The sequence below is a fragment of the Mesorhizobium sp. L-8-10 genome, assembly GCF_016756635.1.
In the GTDB taxonomy this organism is placed as follows: domain Bacteria; phylum Pseudomonadota; class Alphaproteobacteria; order Rhizobiales; family Rhizobiaceae.
This window is the reverse complement of sequence record NZ_AP023263.1, coordinates 5,005,882-5,028,474: the sequence shown is the minus strand read 5'-3', so window position 1 is coordinate 5,028,474 and position 22,593 is coordinate 5,005,882. Positions and strand designations below refer to the sequence as shown.

Sequence of the window (22,593 nt, the reverse complement as noted above, 5' to 3'; positions counted from 1 at the left end):
AGCAAAAGTGCCCGTAAAGCGGGCACTTGCATTGTCGCTAATCTTTGAGCCGCAACTTTACTGGCTGTTCGGCACGCCGGGCTGCGCTGGTGCCGCGCCGGCAGCCGGCGGTGTCACTGTATTGCCGCCGGCCGACGGAGCTTGTGTATCGGCTCCTCCGAGCTGGTCGAGCACGCCCTGGCCACCGCCAGTGCCCTGCTCACTCTGCTCCGGCACGCGATCGAGGATGTCGATCGGCCGCTCGCTGTAGCGGGCAAAGAGCGACAATCCGAGCGACGTCGCGAAGAAAGCGATCGCCAGGATGCCGGTGGTGCGGGTGAGCGCATTGGCCGCGCCGCGCGCCGTCATGAACCCCGAACCGCCACCGATGCCGAGGCCGCCACCCTCCGAACGCTGCAGGAGCACGACGCCGACGAGCGCGACGACGACCATCAGATGAATGACGATAAGGACGGTTTGCATCAAGCGATCCGGCAAATTCTCGAGAAGCGGGCCGAGCCGGCCCAGTATAGGAGGCGGCTCCTTACACGGGTTTCACGGCATTTCCAAGCCCGTAGCCGGAATATGGGAACGCCGGGACGATTTGCAATCGCCCCCCGTGGAGACCCCCGCCCAGCCGGCGGCTGCACTACCTAGCCGATGGCCCGATAGGCTTCGGCGATCCCAAGGAAATCCGCAGCCTTGAGACTCGCGCCGCCAACCAGCGCTCCGTCGACATTGGCGATGGCGAGCAGCTCGGCGGCATTCGACGGCTTCACCGAGCCGCCGTAGAGGATGCGAATCCTGTCGGCTTCGTCGCCGAGCTTCACGGCGAGTTGCCCGCGGATGTTAGCGTGGGCCTCGGCAACGTCGGCGGCGGTCGGGGTCAAGCCGGTGCCGATGGCCCAGACCGGCTCATAGGCCACGATCGTGGTGGCATGGGTCGCATCTGCGGGCACCGAGCCGGCCACCTGCCGCGACAGGACGTCGAGCGTCGCCCCGCTTTCGCGCTCGGCCCTGGTTTCGCCGATGCAGACGACGGCGACGAGCCCGGCCCGCCACGCCGCTTCTGCCTTGGCGAGCACCACGGCATCGGTTTCGCCGTGATCGATGCGCCGCTCCGAATGGCCGACGATGACATGACTGGCGCCCGCGTCCTTCAGCATCTCGGCGGAAACGTCGCCGGTATGGGCACCGCTCGCCACGGTATGGCAATCCTGCCCGCCGAGCCTGACCGGGGTGCGCCCGCCGATCGCTTCGGCCGCCCTTGCCAGCAGCGTGGCGGGCACGCAGACCAGCGCTTCGGTCTCGGCATCGAGACCGCCGAGAAATCCGTTTCCGATGGCCAGAAGCTCAGGCAGCGAGGCGGATGTGCCGTTCATTTTCCAGTTGCCGGCGACCAGGGGGCGAATACCGGGTGTCATCGATGAAAGTCCTCCATGCGGGTTGCCGATGCCGCCTCACTACCAAAAACCGGGCACAAAGCAATCGACACTGGCCGCCAAGGGCGCTATTGCCGTCCATTCGCAAACGGCGCTAAGAGCGAGGCGCCAAACCGGATTTGACCATGCTTGACACCTTGAGAAGTGCCGCCGGAACCTGGGTCGCGAAGCTGCTTCTTCTGCTGCTCGTGGTAAGCTTTGCCATATGGGGTATCTCAGGGCAGCTGATCCAGGGTGTCGGCAGCGGCAATGTCCTGACGGTCGGCGACACTTCCGTTTCGGCCAAGGACTACCGGCTGGCCTATGATCGCCAGCTCAATGTCTGGGGCCAGCAGCTCGGTCAGCGGCTCACCCGCGAGCAGGCGACCGCCTTCGGCGTCGACCAGCAGGTTCTGTCGCAGCTGATCGCCGGTGCCGTGCTGGACGAGCAGGCGCGCAAGCTCGGCCTCGGCCTGTCGAAGGACCGCCTCGCCTCCCTGACGCGGGAGGATCCCGCCTTCGCTGGTCCCGACGGCAGGTTCGACCGCCAGCGCTTCGACTTTGTCCTGCGCGAGGTCGGAATGACGCCGGAGGACTATCTGCGAAACCGCCAGGACGTGGCGGTGCGCGAGCAGATCGTCGAGGCGGTGTCCGACGGGCTGAAGGCGCCGGCAGCGTTTCTCAATGCGGCCGCTCTCTACAGCGGCGAGGACCGGACGGTCGACTACCTCGTCCCGCCGAAATCGTTGGTCGAGCCCATCGAGGACCCCTCCGACGCCGTCCTGCCGAGTTGGTTCGAGGGGCGCAAGGCAAACTACGCCGCGCCGGAATACCGCAGGATTTCCTACGTCAAACTCGAGCCCGAGGACATCGCCGACACATCGGCAATCAGCGACGACCAGGTCGCCAAGGACTACGAAGCGAACAAGGCGCGCTACACGACGCCGGAACGCCGGACGATCGAGCAGATCGTGTTCAAGAGCGAAGACGCCGCCAGCAAGGCGCGCGCGGCGATCGATGCCGGCTCGACCTTCGACGACATCGCCAGGGCCGAAGGCAAGACCGCAGCCGACATGCAGCTCGGCACGCTCGCCAGGGACCGCATCCCCGACCCTGCCGTCGCCCAGGCCGCTTTCGCGCTCGACGCCAACCAGGTGAGCGGTGTCGTCAAGGGCGCCTTCGGCCCCGTGCTCGTGCGGGTAACGACGGTCGAGCCCGAAGTGGTCAGGCCGCTCGACCAGGTGAAGGAGGAGATCCGCAAGTCGCTCGCCGCCGACGAGGCGAGCCGAATCCTTCTCGACGTTCACGATGCCTATGAGGATGCGCGCGCCGGTGGCGCTTCGATGCGCGAGGCCGCCGAGAAGCTGAAGCTCAAGGTCGTCACCGTCGAGGCCATCGACCGCACCGCCTTGCGTCCCGACGGCACGATCGTGTCCGACCTGCCGCAGTCGCGCGATCTCATCCGCGCGGCCTTCGAAGCCGAGGCCAATACCGAAAACGCGCCGCTCAACATCGGCACGGATGGCTTCCTCTTCTACGAGGTGGACTCGGTAACAACCGCACGGGATCGGGCGCTGGACGAGGTGCGCGCGAAGGTGATCGCGGACTGGAAGGCCGACCAGGCCGGACAGCGGCTTGCGGCCAAGGCCGCCGAGATCGAGAAGCGCGTCAGGGACGGCGCGACGCTCGACGCAATCGCGACCGAGCTTTCGCTCGTCAAGCAGACAAAGCGCGGACTGAAGCGTGAGGCCGACGACGCCGATTTCGGCAAGACCGGCGTCGCCGCCGTCTTCGGCGTGGCGCCGAACGGTATCGGAACGACACCCGCACCCGACGGCGGCGCGCAGATCGTGTTCAAGGTCACGGAAGTCTTCGAGCCGGCCGCTTCCGGCCCCGATGCCCTGCCCGAGCAAGTGCGCGCCAATTTCACCACGGCTTACGGCAACGACCTGCTCGAGCAGATGGCGGCGATGCTGCAGGCAGAATATGGCGTGAGCGTCGATCGCGGGGCGATCGCGCAGGCACTGGCCTTCTGAGACCCGATCGATGAGCGAGCTCAAATCCCATATCGCCCATGTCGCCGCGGGCAAGGTCTTGACCTTCGACCAGGCCAGGGCCGCTTTCAACATCATCATGTCGGGCGAAGCCACGCCCAGCCAGATCGGCGGCTTCCTGATGGCGCTGCGCATGCGCGGAGAGACCGTCGACGAGATCTCCGGCGCGGTCGCCACCATGCGCGAAAAGATGCTGCGCGTCGACGCGCCCGTCGGCGCCATCGATATCGTCGGCACTGGCGGCGACGGCTCGCACAGCGTCAACATCTCGACCGCATCGGCATTCGTGATCGCCGGAGCAGGCGTGCCCGTGGCCAAGCACGGCAATCGTGGCCTCTCCTCCCAGACCGGCGCCGCCGACGTATTGATGGCGCTGGGCGTGAAGATCGACAAGTCGCCCGAGGCGATCAGCCACCTCATCCACGAGGCGGGCGTCGGTTTCATGTTCGCGCCCGCCCACCATCCCGCCATGAAGCATGTCGGGCCGACCCGCGTGGAGCTCGGCACCCGTACGATCTTCAACCTGCTCGGCCCGCTGTCCAACCCGGCCGGCGTCAAGCGGCAGATGGTCGGCGTGTTCGCCCCCGAATGGGTGGAGCCGCTGGCCGAGACCTTGAGAAATCTCGGCGCCGAGCATGTCTGGGTCGTGCACGGCGACGGCTTCGACGAGATCACCACGACGGGCGAGACCCAGGTCGCGGAACTGTGCGAAGGCAAGGTGCGCAGTTTTTCCATCGACCCGGAATCGGTCGGGCTGAAGCGCCACGCCCGCGAGGAGTTGCGCGGCGGCGATGCCGCCTTCAACGCCGCCGCCCTGCGCGCCGTGCTCGAGGGAAAGCCGGGCGCCTATCGCGACACTGTGCTGATGAATGCCGGGGCGGGATTGGTCGTAGCCGGCCGGGCCCCGACACTTGCCGACGGCGTGGCGATTGCCGCACGCGCGATCGACGACGGCGACGCGCTGCGGGTGCTCGACAAGCTCGTCCTCATCTCCAACGAGTAGGGTCATGGCCGACATACTGAAGAAGATCGAGGCCTATAAGCGCGACGAGATCGCCGCCGCCAAGGCTCGCCTGCCGCTGTCGGAGCTGAAGGCGCGCCTCGGCGACGCCGATGAGCCGCGCGGTTTCTTCTCCGCCTTGTCGGCAAGGCGCGCACAAGGCGAATTCGCACTGATCGCCGAGATCAAGAAAGCCAGCCCCTCCAAGGGGCTGATACGGGCCGACTTCGACCCGCCGGCGCTCGCCCGCGCATATGCGGAAGGCGGCGCTGCCTGCCTCTCGGTGCTGACCGATACGCCTTCCTTCCAGGGCGCTCCCGATTTCCTCGTCGCGGCCCGCAAGGCCGCCGCCCTGCCGGCGCTGCGCAAGGACTTCATGTTCGAGCCCTACCAGGTCTACGAGGCGCGCGACTGGGGGGCGGACGCCATCCTGGTGATCATGGCGAGCCTTTCCGACGATGAGGCGCTCGCGCTCGAGGAGACCGCCTTCGAACTTGATATGGACGTGCTGGTGGAGGTGCATGACGAAGCCGAGATGGAACGGGCGCTGAAGCTGTCGTCGCGGTTGATCGGCATCAACAACCGCAATCTGAGGACCTTCGAGACGAGCCTGGAGACCTCGGAGCGACTGGCCGGAATGGTGCCGGCTGACCGGCTGCTGGTCGGCGAAAGCGGCATCTTCACCCATGACGACTGCCGGCGCCTCGCGCGACACGGTATCGGCACCTTCCTCGTCGGCGAAAGCCTGATGCGCCAGGCCGACGTGACTGGAGCGACGCGCGTCCTGCTGCGCGGCGACGCAGCCGTGACGGCCGGCTGAGACATGGCCGACAAGTCCGGACTCACCCATATCGGCGCCTCCGGCGAGGCGCATATGGTCGATGTCGGGCAGAAGGCGGTAACCGAGCGGACCGCGGTGGCCGAAGGCACCGTCACCATGCAGCCCGACACCTTGCGCCTGATCCTCGCCGGCAATGCCCGCAAGGGCGACGTGCTCGGCACGGCGCGCATCGCCGGCATCATGGCTGCCAAGCGCACCCATGAGTTGATTCCGCTGTGTCACCCCCTGCTTTTGACCAAGGTGTCGGTCGACATCGATGCGGACGAGGCGCTTCCGGGCCTGCGGGTCCGGGCGCTTGCCCGCGTGACCGGCAAGACGGGCGTCGAGATGGAAGCCCTGACGGCCGCCTCCGTTGCCTGCCTCACCATCTACGACATGGCCAAGGCGGTCGATCGCGGCATGGTGATCGGCGGCATTCGCCTCGTCGAGAAGACCGGCGGCAAGTCCGGCGACTATCGCGCAGGCGAGAACCGGCCATGACCCTACTTCCGGTCGCCGACGCGCTTGAACGGTTGCTGGATGGGGCGGAGGCCGGACCGGCAGAGACGATCCCGCTGCACGAGGCGGCGGGGCGGGTGCTCGCCGCGCCGTTGAGGGCGCTGCGCACCCAGCCGCCCTTCCCTGCCTCGGCCATGGACGGCTATGCGCTGCGCGCCGCCGACATCGCGGCGGCGCCGGTTCGCCTGCGGGTCATCGGCCAGGCGCCGGCTGGAAAGCTGTTCGACGGAAAGGTCGGCGCCGGCGAAGCCGTTCGCATCTTCACCGGGGCCCCCGTGCCCGAAGGCGCGGACACGATCCTGATCCAGGAGAACGCGCGAAGGCTGGACGACGATACCGTCGAGGCGCTGGAGCCCGCGGCGGCCGGACGACACATCCGCCGCAAGGGGCTCGACTTCACCGAGGGCGACGTGCTGCTCGAAACAGGCCGCGTGCTCGACCCCGCGGCACTCTCGCTCGCCGCCTCCGCCAACCATCCGGCGATCGCCGTCGTGAAGCGGCCGCTCGTCGCGATCGTCGCTACCGGCGACGAACTGCTCCCCCCGGGAAGCACGCCCGGACCTGACCAGATCATTGCGTCCAACGCCTATGGCGTGGCGGCGGTGGCGAAGTCGGCCGGCGCAGAGGCCCTCGATCTCGGCATCGCGCCCGACCGCAAGGAAGCGATAGCCGCTTTGGTCAGACAAGCGCTCGACGCCGGCGCCGACGTCGTCGTGACCCTCGGCGGCGCGTCAGTCGGGGAACATGACCTCGTGCACGACGTGCTGACCGGCGAAGGCATGACGCTCGACTTCTGGAAGATCGCGATGCGCCCCGGCAAGCCGCTGATGTTCGGCCGGCGCGGCCCGACGCGCTTCATCGGCCTGCCCGGCAATCCGGTCGCCAGCCTGGTCTGCTCGCACCTTTTCCTGAAACCACTGCTGGCGCGGCTCGGCGGCCTGCCCCACCGATCCGACGTCGGCGAGGCCGTGCTCGGCGCCGCCATGGCCGCCAACGACACCAGGCAGGACTATGTGCGCGCCAGCGTGAGCACCGCCGAAGACGGCCGGCCCGTGGCAACGCCGTTCCCCGTCCAGGATTCCTCGATGCTGCGAACGCTCGCCGCTTCCAACGCGCTCATCGTTCGCGAGCCGCACGCGCCGGCGGCGGCGAAGGGCGACGCCTGCCGGGTGCTTTATCTCAGAGGGTGAGCGGCCACACTCGCATTGCCACCATGTCAGCCGAACAGTGCCTTCAGTCCGCTTCGCAGGCCCTTCGGTCGCCATGATCGGGGCGCCACGACCAAGTCGACCCAGCCCCGCCCATTTCGGTCTAAGGATTCGACATAGGAGACAAAGTGTTCGGCTTGATCTGGAGAGATCGTATGCGAAAGGAGTGTGGACACAGCAGGGTAGTTGTAGGCAATGCGTTCCGGATACTCGGCCACGAGATAGTCGGCTGACAGGGAACGGGCAAGCTCTGCGGGGTCCGTCCCCTGGGACTTCAGCCACATCGGGGCGAATTCCATCTTGATGATCCAATCGGATCGGCTTCGCATGGTGGTCGCAAAACCTTCCAAGACATGTTTTTCATGGCCTTGAGTGTCTACCTTGAGGAAGGTCTTGCCCTCGATGCCCCGATCCTTGAACAGATCATCCAACGCAATCTGCGGTACCGAAACCTTGGCCCAGCCGTCCATCGCTACGCGGTTATCCAAGGTGGATTTCGGGTTGAGAGAAAACGAGCCGCCGGCATCGGTCTTCGCGCTCGCGATGGCATGGATCAGTTCCGGCTCATTGAGCCCGTTGAGGGCGAAGTTGCCGGGGATGATCTCGACTAGTCGTTGGTCGGCTTCGATCGCGACTATGCGAAGGTCCGGAGCGGAGCGGCGAGCAAATACGGAAACCATGCCACTGTTTGCGCCGACATCGATGAAGTTTCGGAAATGTTCCTGAGCGAGCAGCCGATACAGACCTGACGCCATCTCTTCGAATTGCCGGCGCTGCCGGTACCAGTCGGCGTCCTGCGGCAATGTGTGCAGCCTGACCGGACCGATCGCAACTTCTGACAGGCTCATCTCGTCGGATCCCTCGCTTGAGCGAGTTCCTTCTTCCATCCCCGAAAGAAAATGTCCATGCACAGTAATCTGCGGAAGCTCTGAAACTCGTCCTGAAACATGAAGGCTGGCACAGCGATTATCGCATCGCACCAGGCGCAGCGACGATTAAGGGCGTAACAAGATGGTATCCTTTGAGTAGTCGGCGGCGTCGACCGCCGCGCTCTTTGGGATTGGATCGGGAAGGCGGCATGCCCGACAGGGAAGCCAGAAGCACCGCAAAGCGAGAAAGCCTGCGATCCTTGCGCCACCCCATGTCTATCCTCCGGTCTAACCGGCGCACCGAGCCATCCAGTATCGTCGGCCCTGTGCTACGGGATCGTTTACGCCCCTTCGGTGCGCTTGACACTTGCCCCAGCTGTGATGGTGAGGCCGCTTGGCAAGCAGCGCTAGAGTCGAATGGAGAGCCAGCCGACAACGTCAGCGTAATCGATTGCAATAGGACCGAACCGGGCGCCGAATGACGGGGACCGCCGCCGGCGCTGCTCGCAGTTCACCCGAATTTAGCCAGTTGCGGAACACAACTGGAACAGATAGTGTTTGTTCTGGTTTTGTTTATGATCTGATTCCTTGAGGAACGGCATGCTGACGCGCAAGCAACATGAACTGCTTCTGTTCATCCATGAACGGCTCAAGGAAGCGGGCATCCCGCCGTCGTTCGACGAAATGAAGGAGGCGCTCGACCTCGCTTCCAAATCGGGAATTCACCGGCTGATCACCGCGCTCGAGGAGCGGGGCTTCATTCGCCGGTTGCCGAACAGGGCCCGGGCGCTCGAGGTCATCCGACTGCCCGATTCGATCGCGCCGGGGCTTGGCGGCGCGCGCAAGTTCTCGCCGAGCGTCATAGAAGGCAGCCTGGGCAAGAAACCCGCGCCCCCTGCCCGTCTTCCCGCCGCCGGCAACGACGACGAAGCGACTGTGGCGGTCGCCATACCTGTGATGGGCCGGATTGCGGCCGGCGTGCCGATCGAGGCGATACAGCACAAGACCCACTCGATCTCCGTTCCACCGGAGATGATCGCCGGCGGCGAGCACTATGCGCTCGAGGTCAAGGGGGACTCCATGATCGAAGCCGGTATCTTCGACGGAGACACGGTCATCATCCGCAATGCCAGCACGGCCAGCCCCGGAGAGATCGTCGTGGCGCTGGTCGACGACGAAGAGGCGACGTTGAAGCGCTTCCGCCGCAGGGGCGCGTCGATCGCGCTCGAAGCGGCCAATCCCGCCTACGAGACACGAATCTTCGGACCCGACAGGGTGAAGGTGCAGGGAAGACTGGTCGGCCTGATCCGCAGATACTGATACCGACGGCGCATCCGGCATTCGTGTGGGACGGATCGTTGTCACCGGCACGGCGGGTCTGGTCGGTTCCGCGATCGCGGCCGCGTTGCGCAGAACGGCGGAAGTCGTCGGCGTCGATATCAGGCCGGGCGCCCAGGTCGATGTGCTGGCGGATGTTGCCTGTCGCAGCGACGAGCTTTCGCGCGCCTTTGAGAATGTGGAGGCGGTGGTTCACACTGCGGCGCTGCATGCGCCTCATGTCGGCTCGATCGACGAGGCACGGTTCTGGAAGGTCAATGCGGAGGGCACGGCGCGCCTCGTCGATCTGGCGGTCGCCCACGGCGCCAGCCACTTCGTCTTTACCAGTTCCACATCCGTCTACGGACATGCATTGGTTGCCGAGGGACGCGCAGCCTGGATCGATGAAAGCGTCACGCCGGAACCGCGCGACATCTACGATGTGACGAAGCGCGCGGCCGAGGAGCATGTGCTGGCCGCGGCGTCCGGAATCCGGGCGACCATCCTGCGCATGGGCCGCTGCTTTTCCGAACCCTCGCCAGACATGGCGCTCTGGCGCTTGTATCGCGGCATCGACCGGCGTGACGTGGTCGATGCCCATCTCGCTGCGCTGCGGCGCAAAGGCCCGCGCGGCGAAGTCTATGTGATCTCCTCCTCGTCGCCGTTCCTGCCCGACGATGCCGAAGCCTTGTGGAACGACGCGCGCGGCGTCATCGAAGCCCGCGCGCCGGATTTCGCCCACGCCTTCCGGCGGGCGGGGTATCGTCTGCCGGCACGGATCGATCGTATCTATGCCACGGAGAAGGCTCGCAGGGGATTGGGCTTCCAACCGCGATACGACGGTCTGGCCGTCCTTGCAGGCGACTGCGATCCTTCGCCATTGCCTAGTCCGGCATCGTGACCGCAGACTTCCGCGCCTTCGGCCGGAACGGCGGCAGTCCGCGCGCCTCCCGCGAGAATTGCCGATGCGCGTGCCATGGCCGATAGGGCTCCGCCAAGGTGAATCTGACGATCGGCCTCTCGCCGGACAGCGATATTTGTGCGGTTCCCTGGCGCGCCAGATGCCGCTTCGTGATCACGAGCGAGCTGTCGTGCGGGCACGGGTTCTCAGCGGTCGCATCGTCGATCACGATGAGTGCGGCGAAGCCGCAGGCAGCCAGAGCCGCCTCGGCCGTCTCAGCATGAGCCACGAAGACGTCGGGCGCCTGTCGCCCAAGGCACAGGCCCCCGCCGCAGAGAAAGCCGACGGTCACCGGCAGGTCGCCGTGCCGCAGCAACCTTGCAGGAGACACGCCGACCGGGCCGGACGCACCCTCTTGGGTCCGTCCGGCTTTCGCCCCTTCCGGTGCGGCGGCGCCCGATCCCGTCCGGCTGGGCTTCGCCAAGGCCCCCGTTCCTGTAGCGCGTTGCCAATCCTCTACCGTAAAGCCGTTCGGACGGGAGCGGTTGACGGCGAGCCGGCCATCCTGGAGCGGCATCCCGACCAGGCGCGCATCCTCGGAGACGAGCACGTCGGGCGAAGAGCGCGTTGCGACCAGGGCGAGGCCGGCGACCACGAACGGCAGCGACAGTGCGCGCAGCCAGGTGGAGGCGAGCGTCGCAATGACGAGTGCTGCCGTGATCGACACCACCGCTGCGACCGGGACGGTTCCGACGGCGTCCAGGGGCGAGCGGTCGGAGAACCAATCGGCGACCGAGACCATGACCGCCAGCCCCCGGCCCATCGTGTCGAGGAATATCCCGTCGAGGCCGAAAGGCATGGCCGCCATCGCCACCACCGCGCACGGCATCACGATGACAGACACGATCGGCATCGCGGCCAGGTTGGCAACGATGCTGAGCGGAGAAACCCGCTGGAAATGGTAGACGCCGTAGACACTGGTCGCGAGCCCGGCGATCATCGACACCATGACGAGGCCGGCGAGATTGCGCGTCACGCCCCTTGCGAGGCGCATCACGATCGAAGCATCCGCCGGCGGTGCCGTGGCGGGACGGCTTGCCCGCCGCTCCGCCCACCAGCCATAGGCGCCAATCAGCGCGGCGGTCGCAGCAAAGGACATCTGGAAGCTCGGCCCCACGACCTCATGGGGTGAAAGCGCGATCACTGCAATCGCCGCGATCGCAAGGTTGCGCATGGTGAGAGCCGCGCGATCGACCATGACGGCAAGGAGCATCACGGCCAGCATGATGAAGCTGCGCTCGGCGGCGACCGCCGACCCCGAGATGAAGAGATAGACGGCAGTCGCGGCAAGCGCGACGACAGCCGCATATTTCTTGACCGGCCTGCGTGAGGCGAAGCCAGGGAAGAGCGCGAAGCCGAGGCGCAGGGCGGTCATGATCGTAACTGCCACCAAGGCCATGTGCAGCCCGGAGATCGACAGGACATGCGCCAGGCCGGTGCGGCGCAGAGCCTCGTTCACCTCCTCCGGGATACCGGCGCGCGTGCCGGCGATCAGCGCCGCCGCGATCTCGCCTTCGGGCCCGCCTATCCGGCTGCGGATGCGTTGGGCAAGTGCGGTACGGGCGTTCTCGACCATGGCATGAAAGCGGGCTTCGAGCGGCACCGGCGCCGAGACTGATGTCGTCACCTCGGGGTCCTTCAGGAAGAAACCGTTGGCGCCAATGCCGTCGAGGAAACTCTCGAAGGAGAAGTCGTAGCTGCCGGGACGGAGGGGCCCGGACGGCGGGAACAACCGGGCGACGCCGGTCACCACCGATCCGGCGACGAGATCGGCCGGGACGCCCCTGGCGGAGACGCGGACGCGCTCGGGCGCATAGCGAAGCTTCGGGCGAGCCGTATCGAGCACGTCAAGCGTCAGCCGGACACGACCGTTCGCCTGGTGTTCGATCGCGGCGACACGGCCCGTCAACACCGTCGATATCTCGCTGCCGAGCACCCTCGTTCCCGCCCGGCGGGTCTCGACCGAGCCAAAGAGCATGCCGAGAAGGATGAGCAGCAGCGCCACCACGGCCAGTTGCAGCAGCGGACGTGTCCTGGCAAGCAGGCTCGCGGCACAGAGAATCGCGACGCCTCCCGCCAGGGAGGAAAGGCTCGGCTCCGTCTCGACAGAATAATAGGCGATGGCCCCCGCCGCCAGGAATACCGGGATGAAGAGGAAGGCGGTGCCGCGCTCCCATTCGGTGACGAGGGCCTCACCGATCGCGGTTCCGAGTTCGGGCAGGCGCAAACCCAACGGGAGGCGGCGGCGGATGGCACCTGGCGGTCGAGCGGATATGCCGCCACGATCGTTCTCTTCGACTGGATCGGCTGGAGCGCCGCCGGGATGATCGCGGGCAGCCGGCCGCATCGCGAAAAGCGACGTTTCGCTTGCGATCTCCCCCGCCCTGCCCTCACTCATACGGGCGCCCCTTGCACGCTCGACCGCCTATGCTACATGAGCCTTCGATCGAATGCCACGCGCAGGCCGCCGCCTCCCGCCCGACCGGGCCGCGCAAACCCCGGAAACGAATGTCATGTCCAAACCCGTCGTCACGCGCTTTGCTCCTTCGCCGACCGGCTACCTGCATATCGGCGGCGGCCGCACTGCGCTCTTCAACTGGCTCTACGCCCGCCACACGGGCGGCACGATGCTGCTGCGCATCGAGGACACGGACAGGGAGCGCTCGACCGACGCCGCGACCGCGGCGATCCTCGACGGCCTGACCTGGCTCGGCCTGCATTGGGATGGCGAACCGATCTCCCAGTTCGGCCGCGTCGCGCGCCACCGCGAGGTGGCCGAGGAACTGGTGCGCCGCGGCAACGCATATTATTGCTACGCGACTCCGGCTGAACTCGAGGAGATGCGCGAGAAGGCGCGTGCCGAGGGCCGACCGCCTCGCTATGACGGCCGCTGGCGCGACAAGGATCCGTCAGAGGCGCCGTTTGGGGTGAAACCCGCGATCCGCATCAAGGCGCCGACCGAGGGCGAGACGGTGGTGTACGACCGCGTGCAGGGCGACGTACGTTTCCCCAACAAGGACCTGGACGATTTCATCATCCTGCGCTCGGACGGCACGCCGACCTATATGCACGCCGTCGTGGTCGACGATCACGACATGGGCGTCACGCACATCATCCGCGGCGACGACCACCTCACCAATGCCGCGCGCCAGACGGTGATCTATGATGCCATGGGTTGGGAGGTGCCCGTCATGGCGCATATACCGCTGATCCATGGATCGGACGGCGCGAAACTCTCCAAGAGGCACGGCGCGCTCGGCGTCGACGCCTACCGCGCCATGGGCTATCTGCCGGCTGCGCTGCGCAACTATCTGGTCCGCCTCGGCTGGAGCCATGGCGACGACGAGATCATGAGCCTCGACGACATGATTCGATGGTTCGAGATCGAGGACGTCAACAAGGGGGCGGCGCGCTTCGACTTCCAGAAGCTGGAGGCATTGAACGGCGTCTATATGCGTCAGACGCCGGATCAGGAGTTGCTCGACATTTTTGTCGCCACGCTTCCCTATCTGGAGAACGGACCGGCCATCCTCGCCAAGCTGGACGAGACAAAGAAGAAGCAGTTGCTCGCCGCCCTTCCCGGCCTGAAGGAGCGCGCCAAGACGCTGGTCGAACTCGCCGACAGCGCCGGCTATCTCTTTGCCGGGAGGCCGCTGCAACTCGACGAGAAGGCGGCCGCCTTGGCGGCCGGCCCGGCAAAGCAGATCCTGGCCGGCGCAAAGGCGTCGCTGGAGGCAGTCGGCGCCGAGTGGACGGCCGCGACGACGGAGGCCGCGATCCGCGATTTCGCGACCGCTCAGGGTCACAAGCTGGGCGCCGTCGCGCAACCCTTGCGGGCTGCATTGACCGGCAGGAGCACGTCACCCGGCGTGTTCGACGTGCTGGCCGTGCTCGGCCGGGAGGAAAGTCTCGCACGCATCGGAGACCAAATCGATTGAATGCCGACAGCGCCGGATTCCTCCGTTGAATCCGGTCTGTTGCGGTGCAACATTACGGCCCGGGCGAACTTGGCACGCCATCCAAAATGCGATAGCAAAAGCGCGCTTTACGGCTTTTTCAACCCGATGCCATGCAAGTACGGGCCCGTCCGGGCGATTTGAAGCAAAAGGAGTTTGCAATGAGCGATTCGATGGCCAAGCTCGAGTTTGGCGGCAAAACTCTGGAGCTTAAGGTGCGAAGTGGCTCGGTCGGGCCCGACGTGATCGATATCGGCTCATTGTACGGCCAGACCGGTACCTTCACCTACGATCCGGGCTTCACCTCGACCGCGAGCTGCGAGTCCCAGATAACCTTCATCGACGGCGACGAGGGCATCCTGCTGCACCGCGGCTACCCGATCGACCAGCTCGCCGAGCACGGTGATTTCCTCGAAGTCTGCTATCTGCTTCTCTACGGAGAGCTGCCGACGAAGGCGCAGAAGGACGACTTCGACTACCGCGTCACGCGCCACACAATGGTGCATGAGCAGATGTCGCGCTTCTTCACGGGCTTCCGCCGCGACGCCCACCCGATGGCGGTGATGTGCGGCGTGGTCGGCGCCCTCTCGGCCTTCTATCACGACTCGACCGACATCTCGGATCCGCATCAGCGCATGGTCGCCTCGATCCGCCTGATCGCCAAGATGCCGACGATCGCGGCAATGGCCTACAAATACCATGTCGGCCAGCCCTTCATCTATCCGAAGAACGAGCTGAACTTCGCGGCAAACTTCCTGCATATGTGCTTCGCCGTGCCTTGCGAGGAATACAAGGTGAACCCGGTCCTGGCGCGGGCCATGGACCGCATCTTCATCCTCCATGCCGATCACGAGCAGAACGCATCGACCTCGACCGTGCGTCTTGCCGGCTCCTCCGGCGCCAATCCGTTCGCCTGCATCGCGGCCGGCATCGCCTGCCTGTGGGGACCCGCGCATGGCGGCGCCAACGAGGCGGCGCTCAACATGCTGAGCGAGATCGGCACCGTCGATCGTATCCCGGAATTTATCGCCCGGGCCAAGGACAAGAACGATCCGTTCCGACTGATGGGCTTCGGCCACCGCGTCTACAAGAACTACGACCCACGCGCCAAGATCATGCAGAAGACCACGCATGAGGTGCTGGGCGAACTCGGCATCAAGGACGACCCGATGCTCGACGTGGCAATGGAGCTGGAGAAGATCGCTCTGACCGACGACTATTTCATCGAAAAGAAACTCTACCCCAACATCGACTTCTATTCCGGCATCACGCTGAAGGCGCTCGGCTTCCCGACCACCATGTTCACCGTGCTGTTCGCGCTGGCACGCACCGTCGGCTGGATCGCACAGTGGAAGGAGATGATCGAGGATCCGCACCAGAAGATCGGTCGTCCGCGCCAGCTCTACACCGGCGCGACGGAGCGCGACTACGTTCCGATCGCCAAGCGCTGATCGGCCCCGCCACCTGGTCCCAAAGGCGCCTCCGGGCGCCTTTTCTGTTTCCACGGGGTGCTTCCGGCGCGGTTGTACGGAGACGTTCCGAGCGCGGCCTCGCTCGCCGGCACGGCCGATCCGGGTCGCCCGGCTTCGCACCAAAAAGACGTGGGCCACACGGTCACGCGCGTCAGCGGTCGATGTTTTTTTCTTAACCCCTATGGGTTGCGATAGTCTCGATGACAGCGTCGGCGGCGAGCTCGCCCGCCGGGCGATCCGTGGCCATGCGGCGTCGGACCTCGGCAAAGCCGTCCTTCTGCCACACACGCATGCCGCTGTCGCTCAACAGGGCTTCGAGCTGGCGGGCGAGGTTCTCGGGCTTCACATAGGGATCGTAGAATTCCGGCACGACCGGCCGGTCGGCGATCAGGTTGGGCAACGCCGCCGACCATACGGTGATGAAGCGTTGTGCCGGACGCATCACAGGCTCGACGCGATAGCAGGAGACCATCGGGACACCGGAAAGCGCGAGTTCCAGCGAGACCGTGCCCGACGCAATGAGCGCAGCGTCGGCTTCGCCGAAAGCCCGCCACTTGCCTGCCGGATCGACGATGACATCCGGCTTGTGCGTCCAATGGGCGACCGCGTCCTTCACGAGACCGGCGACATGGGGAACCGTGGGCAACAACAGCCGCAACCGGTGACCCCGCTCGCCCAGGATCGTGGCCGTCTTGGCGAAAACATCGATCAGGCCGCGGACCTCGCCGCGGCGAGAGCCGGGAAGCAAAAGCAGCGTCTTTTCGCGATCGGGCGAAAGATCACGGTTCGCCGACTGCGCCTTCGACGCCGCGACGACGCCGGGATCGTTGCTCAGCCGGTGTCCGACATAGGTGCCGGGCGGTCCGCCGAGCCGTTTCAATGCCGCCGGTTCGAAAGGCAACAGGCAGAGCACCCTGTCGATATGCGGACGCATGGCCGGCGCCCTGCCCGGCCGCCAGGCCCAGACGCTCGGACACACATAGTGGACGATAGGGATCGAGGGCGCCAGCGAGCGCACCTTCTTTGCCACACGAAGCGTGAAATCCGGGCCGTCGATCGTGATGAGGCAGTCCGGCTTCTGGTCCGCCACGAAGCGGGCCGTCTGGCCGATACGCTTGACCAGCCGCGGCAGATCCTTCAGCACCGCCATCAGGCCCATCAATGCGATGTCGCCGGGATCGAAAAGCGGCTTCAGCCCCAGTTCCTGGAGGTGGCGGCCGCCCACGCCCGTCAGTTCGACGCTGCGGCGCGATTTCGCGGCAAGCGCCCGCACGAGGTCGGCACCGAGCAGGTCACCGGACTCTTCTCCTGCGACGATCGCGATCCTCAGCGGAGCGTCAGCGGCCGTCATCGCGCGTCCGATGAAAGACCGACGACGAAGAGGCCGAGCGCGTCGGCGCGCGCGATCATCGCGCCATGATCGAGGATCAGCGATCTTCCCGCTTCCACGCCCACTCCGGCGAGCCCGGCCGCATGGGCCCCATCGATGGTCGCGGGACCGATCGCCGGCAAGTCCGCGCGCAGTTCCTGGCCCGGCTTCGCGCATTTGACCAGGACGCCCCGTTTCGCCGAAGCCAGTCGGCCATGGCTGCGCAACGCCTTCGTCCGTTCCAGAAGCCCGTCCGTGCCTTCGATGCCTTCGAGCGCGATAACACGCCCGCCGATCGCGATCGCGCCCTGGCCGATATCGAGCGCGCCGATCGCCTGCGCCGCGACCCAGGCCGCGTCAAGATCGCGCCTGTCGGCGGCGGTCGGCCCGGCCCGGGTCAGCCGGCCTTCGGGGGTGAGCAGGTCGGGTACGATCTCATGAGCGCCGACGACCTTGAACCCCTTGCCCTCGAAGGCGCGGACAATCGTCCGCAGCAGGCCGTCGTCGCCTCGCGACAGGCCATAAAGCGCCTTCGCCGCGACCGACAGGAATGCCGGCGTTATCCGCATGCGCCACCAGCTCGGACGCCGGCCGATGCCGCCCGCCATGACGACATGCGTGACGCGGTTGGCTTTCAGAAGCGAAACCAGCCCACCGAAATTCTCCAGCTCGAGCGTGGCATGGTCGTGGGCCGTAAGACGCGGATCGTCGTCGGCCTCGCCTCCGATCAGCACCACGAAAGGCTCGTGGCCTGACGCGGCCAGACCTTCGATCACATTGACCGGCAGACGACCGCTACCGGCGAGTACCGCCACGCGGTCGGTTGGAGCGAGCCTGATGGTGGGATCAGTCCTCGTCATCGCCGCCGTCGTCGCCGGCACCGAGAGGGGGCGTCAGGAAATAGCGCTTGCCGCGTTCCGACAGGAACGAGACCAGGCTCATGGCGACGGCCGAGTCCGCGAAATCGCGGCGGGCGATATCGAGATTCTCGCCGACGGTCCGCGTACGGTCGAAAATGGTGCGATAGGCCCGGCGCACGACCTGTATGTCGGCCTTGGACATGCCGGTCCGACGCATGCCGACCACGTTGAGGCCACGCAGCTTGGCAAGGTTGCCGCGGGCCAGCCCGAACGGGATCACGTCGCCCGGTATCGCCGAACAGCCCGAGAGGAAGGCATTGTTGCCGATCCGGGTGAACTGGTGAACGGCGGTCAATCCGCCGATGACGACGTTGTCACCGATGTCGCAATGCCCGGCCAGGGTCGCGCCGTTGGCGAAGGTGACGTTGTCGCCAACCGTGCAGTCATGGGCCACATGTGAGTAGCCCATGAAATAGCCGTTCGAGCCGACGATGGTCGCGCCACGACTGGTGTCCGAGCCGACATGCATCGTCACACCTTCGCGGATGATGGTGTTGCGGCCGATGGTAAGCGTGGTGCGCGCGCCGGAGTGCTTCAGGTTCTGAGGTGCGCCGCCGAGGGTAGCCTGGGGAAATACGCGGCAGCCGTCGCCGAGGGTGGTGGCCCCCATGACCGATACATGGCTGACGAGTTCGACGTTCCGGCCGAGCACCGCATCCTTGCCGACATGGCAGAACGGACCGACGCGGCTGCCCTCGCCGATCACCGCTCCGTCTTCGACGACGGCGCTCGGATGAATCATCACGTTCTGCATCCCGGTCAAGATCTGTCTATTCCGCTACCTTGGGCGACATCATCGCCGAAATTTCGGCCTCGGCCGCCTTGGCGCCGTCGACGGTCGCCTCGCAGCCGAAGCGCCATATATTGCCGCGCTGCTTGAGTTTGGTGACGCGGATTTCCAAGCGGTCGCCGGGCACGACCGGCCGGCGGAACTTCGCATTGTCGATGGTCATGAAATAGACCAGCGAAGGCCTGTCGCCCGCCGTGCTGTTGATGCAGATCGCGCCCGCCGTCTGCGCCATCGCCTCGATGATCAGCACACCCGGCATCACGGGGTGCCCGGGGAAATGTCCCTGGAAATGCGGCTCGTTGACGGTCACGTTCTTAATCCCGACAGCCGACTTGTCGCCGTCGACCTCGATGATCCTGTCGACCAGCAGGAAAGGATAGCGATGCGGCAGCAGCTTCATCAGCCGCATGATGTCCATGGCCTCGAGAGTTGCTCCGGCCGTGTCAGCCATTATTGTCCCCCTTCGATGACTTCGGCTTCATCAGGCTTCGGATCGCCGCGACTTCCTTGAAGAACTCCCGCATCGGACGCGCCGGCGAGCCCGCCCACCTTTCGCCCGATGGCACGTCGTGCATCAAGCCGGACGACGCCGCGATCTGCGCCCTCGAGCCAATGGTAATGTGGTCGGCGATACCGACCCGGCCGCCAAGCATGACGAAATCGCCCACGGTCACGGAACCGGACAGGCCGCAATGCCCCGCGATCACGCAGCCACGGCCGATGCGGACATTGTGGGCGATCTGCACCAGATTGTCGATCTTCGTGCCCTCGCCGATGATGGTGTCGGCCATCGCTCCCCTGTCGACGGTGGTGTTGGCGCCGATCTCGACATCGTTCTGCATGATGACGCGACCGATCTGCGGAATGCGCTCCGGCCCCGCCGGGCCCGGCACGAAGCCGAAGCCGTCCTGACCGATCTGGGCGCCCCCATGAACAAAGACTCGATCCCCAAGCAAGGCGTACTGCACCGAGACGTTGGGCCCGATATAGCAATCGCGGCCGATCTGGCACATCGCGCCGATCACGGCATTCGGCGCCACCACGGTGCCGCGCCCGACTGCTGCCTCTTCGCCGATCACGGCGCCGGCCTCGACGACGGCGCCCTCCTCGATCCTTGCGGACTTCGCGACATGCGCTGCAGGCGATATGCCCGTCTCGCCGGTCAGCGGACGAGACGCGACGGAGGTCGGATAAAGGACCCGGCTCACCAGTGCGAAAGCATATTGAGGGCGCGGCGTTATCAGCCGCGCGATCCCGGCCGGCACCTGCCCGCTGAGTTCAGCGGTGCATAGAATGGCGGCCGCCGCGAGGCCTTCAAGAAGGCTCGCATTGCGCTTGCCTTCGACGAAGACGAGCTTGCCGACGCCCCCCTGCGTTGCCGGAGCTATGCCGGTCACCGCCACGGAAGCGGCGTCGCCGTCAAGGAGTTGCGCGCCGGTCAGGGCGGCAATCTCAGCGGCTGTATACCGGCGTGACGGCGCGAAGAAGACCGGATCTGTCATATATGCCTTTTCTTCCGGGCCGGAACGGCCCGGAAGCGTCGCCCGCCGCTATCAGAAGCGGGTCGACATGCCGAAATTGAAATTCTGGACCTGGTCCGAGTCCTGCTTCATGACCGGGACGGCGTAGTCGACGCGAAGCGGCCCGAACGGTGACGCCCAGATCAAGCTGGCGCCGACCGAAGCGCGCCATTCCATGCCCCTCGAAACGTCGGCGGAGTAGGACCCGTCGTCGTTCCGAATGTTGTTGCCATAGAGCGTCGCGGCATCGGCGAAGAAGGCACCCTTGAGCCCGTAGCTCTCCGGGATGACCGGGAGCGGGAACTGCGCTTCCGCCGTGGCGTTGAAATAGGTCGTGCCGCCGAGTTGTTCGAAGGTTCCATCGGGAAGCTGATCCGCCGGGCCGATGCCGTTGTATTCGAAGCCGCGGATCATGCGGTCGCTGCTCTTGAACATGTCGAACACGCGAAGGTCGTTGCCGGTCGAGGCGACATAGCCGCCGCCCACCACCAGCAGGCCCACGACATCGAGTTCTTCCGACAGGGTCTTGTAGTAGTTGCCGCGCGCCGAGAACTTCACAAACTGGGCGTCACCGCCCAGGCCGGCAAACTCGGTCGTGGCAGTCGCATAGAAGCCGTCATGCGGATTCTTGATGTCATCGATCGTGTTGTAGAGCAGCGTGGCGCTGACCGAGGACTTGATCCATGGACTCGTCTCGATACCATTCAGGATCGCTTGGGAGATGTAACAATTTCCATTGGGAGTGGCGTCAGTTATGGGAATGCAATCGTCGTCGAGCGCGTAGTTCTCTCGCGACAGATTGTAGGCCAACTGCGTGGTCAGAGCCTCGGTGATCGGCAAGCCGAAGCGGATCGTACCGCCCGTGAGCTCGCTGTCGTAATTGGTGTAGTAGCGGGTCTGGCGATAGATGTCGAAGCCCGCCGAGATACGACGTCCTAGGAAGTAAGGCTCGGTGAAGGAGAGCGTGAAATCGCGCGCATTCGCGCCGCCCGCCGCCGACAGCTTGATATACTGACCACGTCCGAGGAAGTTTCGCTCCGTGATAGAGCCTTCCACATTGACGCCTTCGTTCTCACCGCCCGTCGAATAGCCGGCACCGATCGAGAACTCGCCCGTCGACTTCTCGACGAGATCCACCACCAGAATGACTTGGTCCGGCTCCGAACCCGGAGCGGTCGCAATCTCGACCTTCTCGAAATAATCGAGTTTCTCCAGCCGGCGCTTGGCGCGCTGGACCAGCACCTGGTTGAAGGCGTCGCCCTCGCTGACGTCGAACTCGCGACGGATCACATAGTCGCGCGTGCGGCTGTTGCCGCGAATCTCGATGCGCTCGACATAGGTGCGCGGGCCCTCGTCCACGGTATAGACGACCGAGATCGTACGGTTCTCGAAATTGCGGTCGCCGCGCGGCGTCACCTGGGCGAAAGCGTAGCCCCTGCCGGCCACCTGCTCGGTGATCGCGATGATCGTGTCCTCGACGTTCTTGGCGCTGTAGGTATCGCCCGTACGGGTCTCGATCAGCGAGTTCAGCGACTGCGCGTCGACACCTTCGATCGTGCTCTCCACGCTGACGTCGCCGAAGGTGTATTTCTCACCCTCCTCGACGGTGATGGTGATCACATATTCGTTGTTGGCTTCGTTCAGTTCGCCGGTGGACGAGATGACTTGGAAGTCCGCGTAGCCGCGATTGTAATAAAAGCGGCGCAGCGCTTCTTCGTCGGCGCGCAAGCGCTGTTCGTCATAGATGTCGTTGCGGAACAGGAACGACAGGATGGTGGACTCCTTCGTCGAGATGACGTCCGAAAGACGGCGGTCGCCGAAGGCTTCATTACCCACAAAGTTGATGGTCGCGATCTTGGTGCGGCCGCCTTCGTTGACCTCGAAGACGACGTTGACGCGATTGTCGCCAAGATCGACGACCTGCGTCGTGACCTGCGCGTCCTCGCGACCGATGCGGCGGTAGGCGCCGCGCACGGTCTCTGCGTCGGCCTCGAGCTGCGACTGCGAGAAGGTCGCGCGCGGCTTCAGCTGGATGTTGGCAGCGAGTTCGGCGTCCTTGATCTTCTTGTTGCCCTGGAAGAGCACCTGGTTGACGATCGCATATTCATCAACCTCGACGACCAGCGTGCCGCCCGCCTGGTTGATGCGAACGTCGGAGAACAGGCCCGTCCCGAACAGGCGCTTGACGGCCTCGTCGATGTCGACATTGGAAAACTGCTGGCCCGGCGCGATGCCGACATAGCTGCGAATCGTTTCGGCATCGACGCGCTGGTTGCCACGCACCTCGATACGACTGACGACGGCGGCCTCGGCCGCGGACACAGTAATGAACTGGACGGCCACCGCACCCGGAACAACCAGACCCGCGGACAAAGCCACCGCCGAAGCGGCGCTCATAAACTTCAATGCTGCCTTCAT

The 22,593-nt window shown here is 65.4% G+C and carries 19 protein-coding genes; 9 read left to right on the top strand and 10 right to left on the bottom strand.

The window, feature by feature from the left end; genetic code table 11:
* Window positions 1–57: 57 nt before the first annotated feature.
* Both secG and tpiA read right to left on the bottom strand, forming a co-directional pair.
* Window positions 58–462 (bottom strand): preprotein translocase subunit SecG, encoded by a 405-nt coding sequence (gene secG / locus JN280_RS23270; RefSeq protein WP_202305729.1) that lies wholly within the window; start codon window positions 460–462, stop codon window positions 58–60.
* A gap of 170 nt (window positions 463–632) precedes the next feature.
* Window positions 633–1,403: a triose-phosphate isomerase gene (tpiA, locus tag JN280_RS23265; RefSeq protein ID WP_202305728.1), complete on the bottom strand. Its 771-nt coding sequence runs from the start codon at window positions 1,401–1,403 to the stop codon at window positions 633–635.
* A gap of 143 nt (window positions 1,404–1,546) precedes the next feature.
* On the opposite strand from tpiA, the gene JN280_RS23260 reads away from it, so the two are divergent.
* From JN280_RS23260 to JN280_RS23240, 5 genes are read left to right on the top strand one after another with little or no spacing between them, the layout of a single operon-like run.
* Window positions 1,547–3,436 (top strand): SurA N-terminal domain-containing protein, encoded by a 1,890-nt coding sequence (locus JN280_RS23260; RefSeq protein ID WP_202305727.1) that lies wholly within the window; start codon window positions 1,547–1,549, stop codon window positions 3,434–3,436.
* Window positions 3,437–3,446: 10 nt separating this feature from the next.
* Complete coding sequence (trpD, locus tag JN280_RS23255) at window positions 3,447–4,457, top strand: anthranilate phosphoribosyltransferase (RefSeq protein WP_202305726.1); 1,011 nt, start codon at window positions 3,447–3,449, stop codon at window positions 4,455–4,457.
* A gap of 4 nt (window positions 4,458–4,461) precedes the next feature.
* Window positions 4,462–5,274: an indole-3-glycerol phosphate synthase TrpC gene (gene trpC / locus JN280_RS23250; protein ID WP_202305724.1), complete on the top strand. Its 813-nt coding sequence runs from the start codon at window positions 4,462–4,464 to the stop codon at window positions 5,272–5,274.
* Between the two features lie 3 nt (window positions 5,275–5,277).
* A complete protein-coding gene (moaC, locus tag JN280_RS23245) occupies window positions 5,278–5,775 on the top strand; it encodes a cyclic pyranopterin monophosphate synthase MoaC (RefSeq protein WP_202305722.1) in 498 nt (165 codons plus the stop codon).
* Entirely contained in the window at window positions 5,772–6,983 is a 1,212-nt protein-coding gene (locus tag JN280_RS23240; RefSeq protein ID WP_202305721.1) for a molybdopterin molybdotransferase MoeA, read from the top strand. The genes moaC and JN280_RS23240 overlap by 4 nt, the downstream gene beginning before the upstream one ends.
* Window positions 6,984–7,009: 26 nt before the next feature.
* Here the strand turns inward: JN280_RS23240 and JN280_RS23235 are convergent, their stop codons facing one another.
* On the bottom strand, window positions 7,010–7,849 hold the full coding sequence (locus tag JN280_RS23235) for an FkbM family methyltransferase (protein WP_202305720.1): 840 nt from the start codon (window positions 7,847–7,849) through the stop codon (window positions 7,010–7,012).
* A gap of 621 nt (window positions 7,850–8,470) precedes the next feature.
* Here JN280_RS23235 and lexA point away from each other — a divergent pair.
* Both lexA and JN280_RS23225 read left to right on the top strand, forming a co-directional pair.
* A complete protein-coding gene (gene lexA / locus JN280_RS23230) occupies window positions 8,471–9,190 on the top strand; it encodes a transcriptional repressor LexA (RefSeq protein ID WP_202305719.1) in 720 nt (239 codons plus the stop codon).
* A gap of 25 nt (window positions 9,191–9,215) precedes the next feature.
* A complete protein-coding gene (locus tag JN280_RS23225) occupies window positions 9,216–10,088 on the top strand; it encodes an NAD-dependent epimerase/dehydratase family protein (RefSeq protein ID WP_202305718.1) in 873 nt (290 codons plus the stop codon).
* Here JN280_RS23225 and JN280_RS23220 read toward each other — a convergent pair.
* Window positions 10,072–12,546: a ComEC/Rec2 family competence protein gene (locus JN280_RS23220; RefSeq protein WP_202305717.1), complete on the bottom strand. Its 2,475-nt coding sequence runs from the start codon at window positions 12,544–12,546 to the stop codon at window positions 10,072–10,074. The genes JN280_RS23225 and JN280_RS23220 overlap by 17 nt on opposite strands.
* A gap of 115 nt (window positions 12,547–12,661) precedes the next feature.
* Between JN280_RS23220 and gltX the strand changes: the two genes are divergently transcribed.
* Both gltX and gltA read left to right on the top strand, forming a co-directional pair.
* On the top strand, window positions 12,662–14,086 hold the full coding sequence (gene gltX / locus JN280_RS23215; protein ID WP_202305715.1) for a glutamate--tRNA ligase: 1,425 nt from the start codon (window positions 12,662–12,664) through the stop codon (window positions 14,084–14,086).
* A 179-nt stretch (window positions 14,087–14,265) separates the two neighbouring features.
* Window positions 14,266–15,555: a citrate synthase gene (gene gltA, locus JN280_RS23210; RefSeq protein WP_202305714.1), complete on the top strand. Its 1,290-nt coding sequence runs from the start codon at window positions 14,266–14,268 to the stop codon at window positions 15,553–15,555.
* Window positions 15,556–15,748: 193 nt separating this feature from the next.
* On the opposite strand, the gene lpxB is transcribed toward gltA, so the two are convergent.
* From lpxB to bamA, 6 genes are read right to left on the bottom strand one after another with little or no spacing between them, the layout of a single operon-like run.
* Complete coding sequence (lpxB, locus tag JN280_RS23205; protein ID WP_202305712.1) at window positions 15,749–16,927, bottom strand: lipid-A-disaccharide synthase; 1,179 nt, start codon at window positions 16,925–16,927, stop codon at window positions 15,749–15,751.
* Window positions 16,924–17,805 (bottom strand): LpxI family protein, encoded by an 882-nt coding sequence (locus tag JN280_RS23200; protein ID WP_202305710.1) that lies wholly within the window; start codon window positions 17,803–17,805, stop codon window positions 16,924–16,926. Before JN280_RS23200 ends, lpxB begins: the two co-directional genes overlap by 4 nt.
* Window positions 17,792–18,607, bottom strand: a complete 816-nt coding sequence (gene lpxA / locus JN280_RS23195) for an acyl-ACP--UDP-N-acetylglucosamine O-acyltransferase (protein ID WP_244741947.1) — start codon at window positions 18,605–18,607, stop codon at window positions 17,792–17,794. The genes JN280_RS23200 and lpxA overlap by 14 nt, the downstream gene beginning before the upstream one ends.
* A 28-nt stretch (window positions 18,608–18,635) precedes the next feature.
* A complete protein-coding gene (gene fabZ / locus JN280_RS23190; RefSeq protein WP_202305708.1) occupies window positions 18,636–19,106 on the bottom strand; it encodes a 3-hydroxyacyl-ACP dehydratase FabZ in 471 nt (156 codons plus the stop codon).
* A complete protein-coding gene (gene lpxD / locus JN280_RS23185) occupies window positions 19,099–20,157 on the bottom strand; it encodes a UDP-3-O-(3-hydroxymyristoyl)glucosamine N-acyltransferase (RefSeq protein WP_202305706.1) in 1,059 nt (352 codons plus the stop codon). Before lpxD ends, fabZ begins: the two co-directional genes overlap by 8 nt.
* Before the next feature lie 51 nt (window positions 20,158–20,208).
* Window positions 20,209–22,593, bottom strand: a complete 2,385-nt coding sequence (gene bamA, locus JN280_RS23180) for an outer membrane protein assembly factor BamA (protein ID WP_202305705.1) — start codon at window positions 22,591–22,593, stop codon at window positions 20,209–20,211.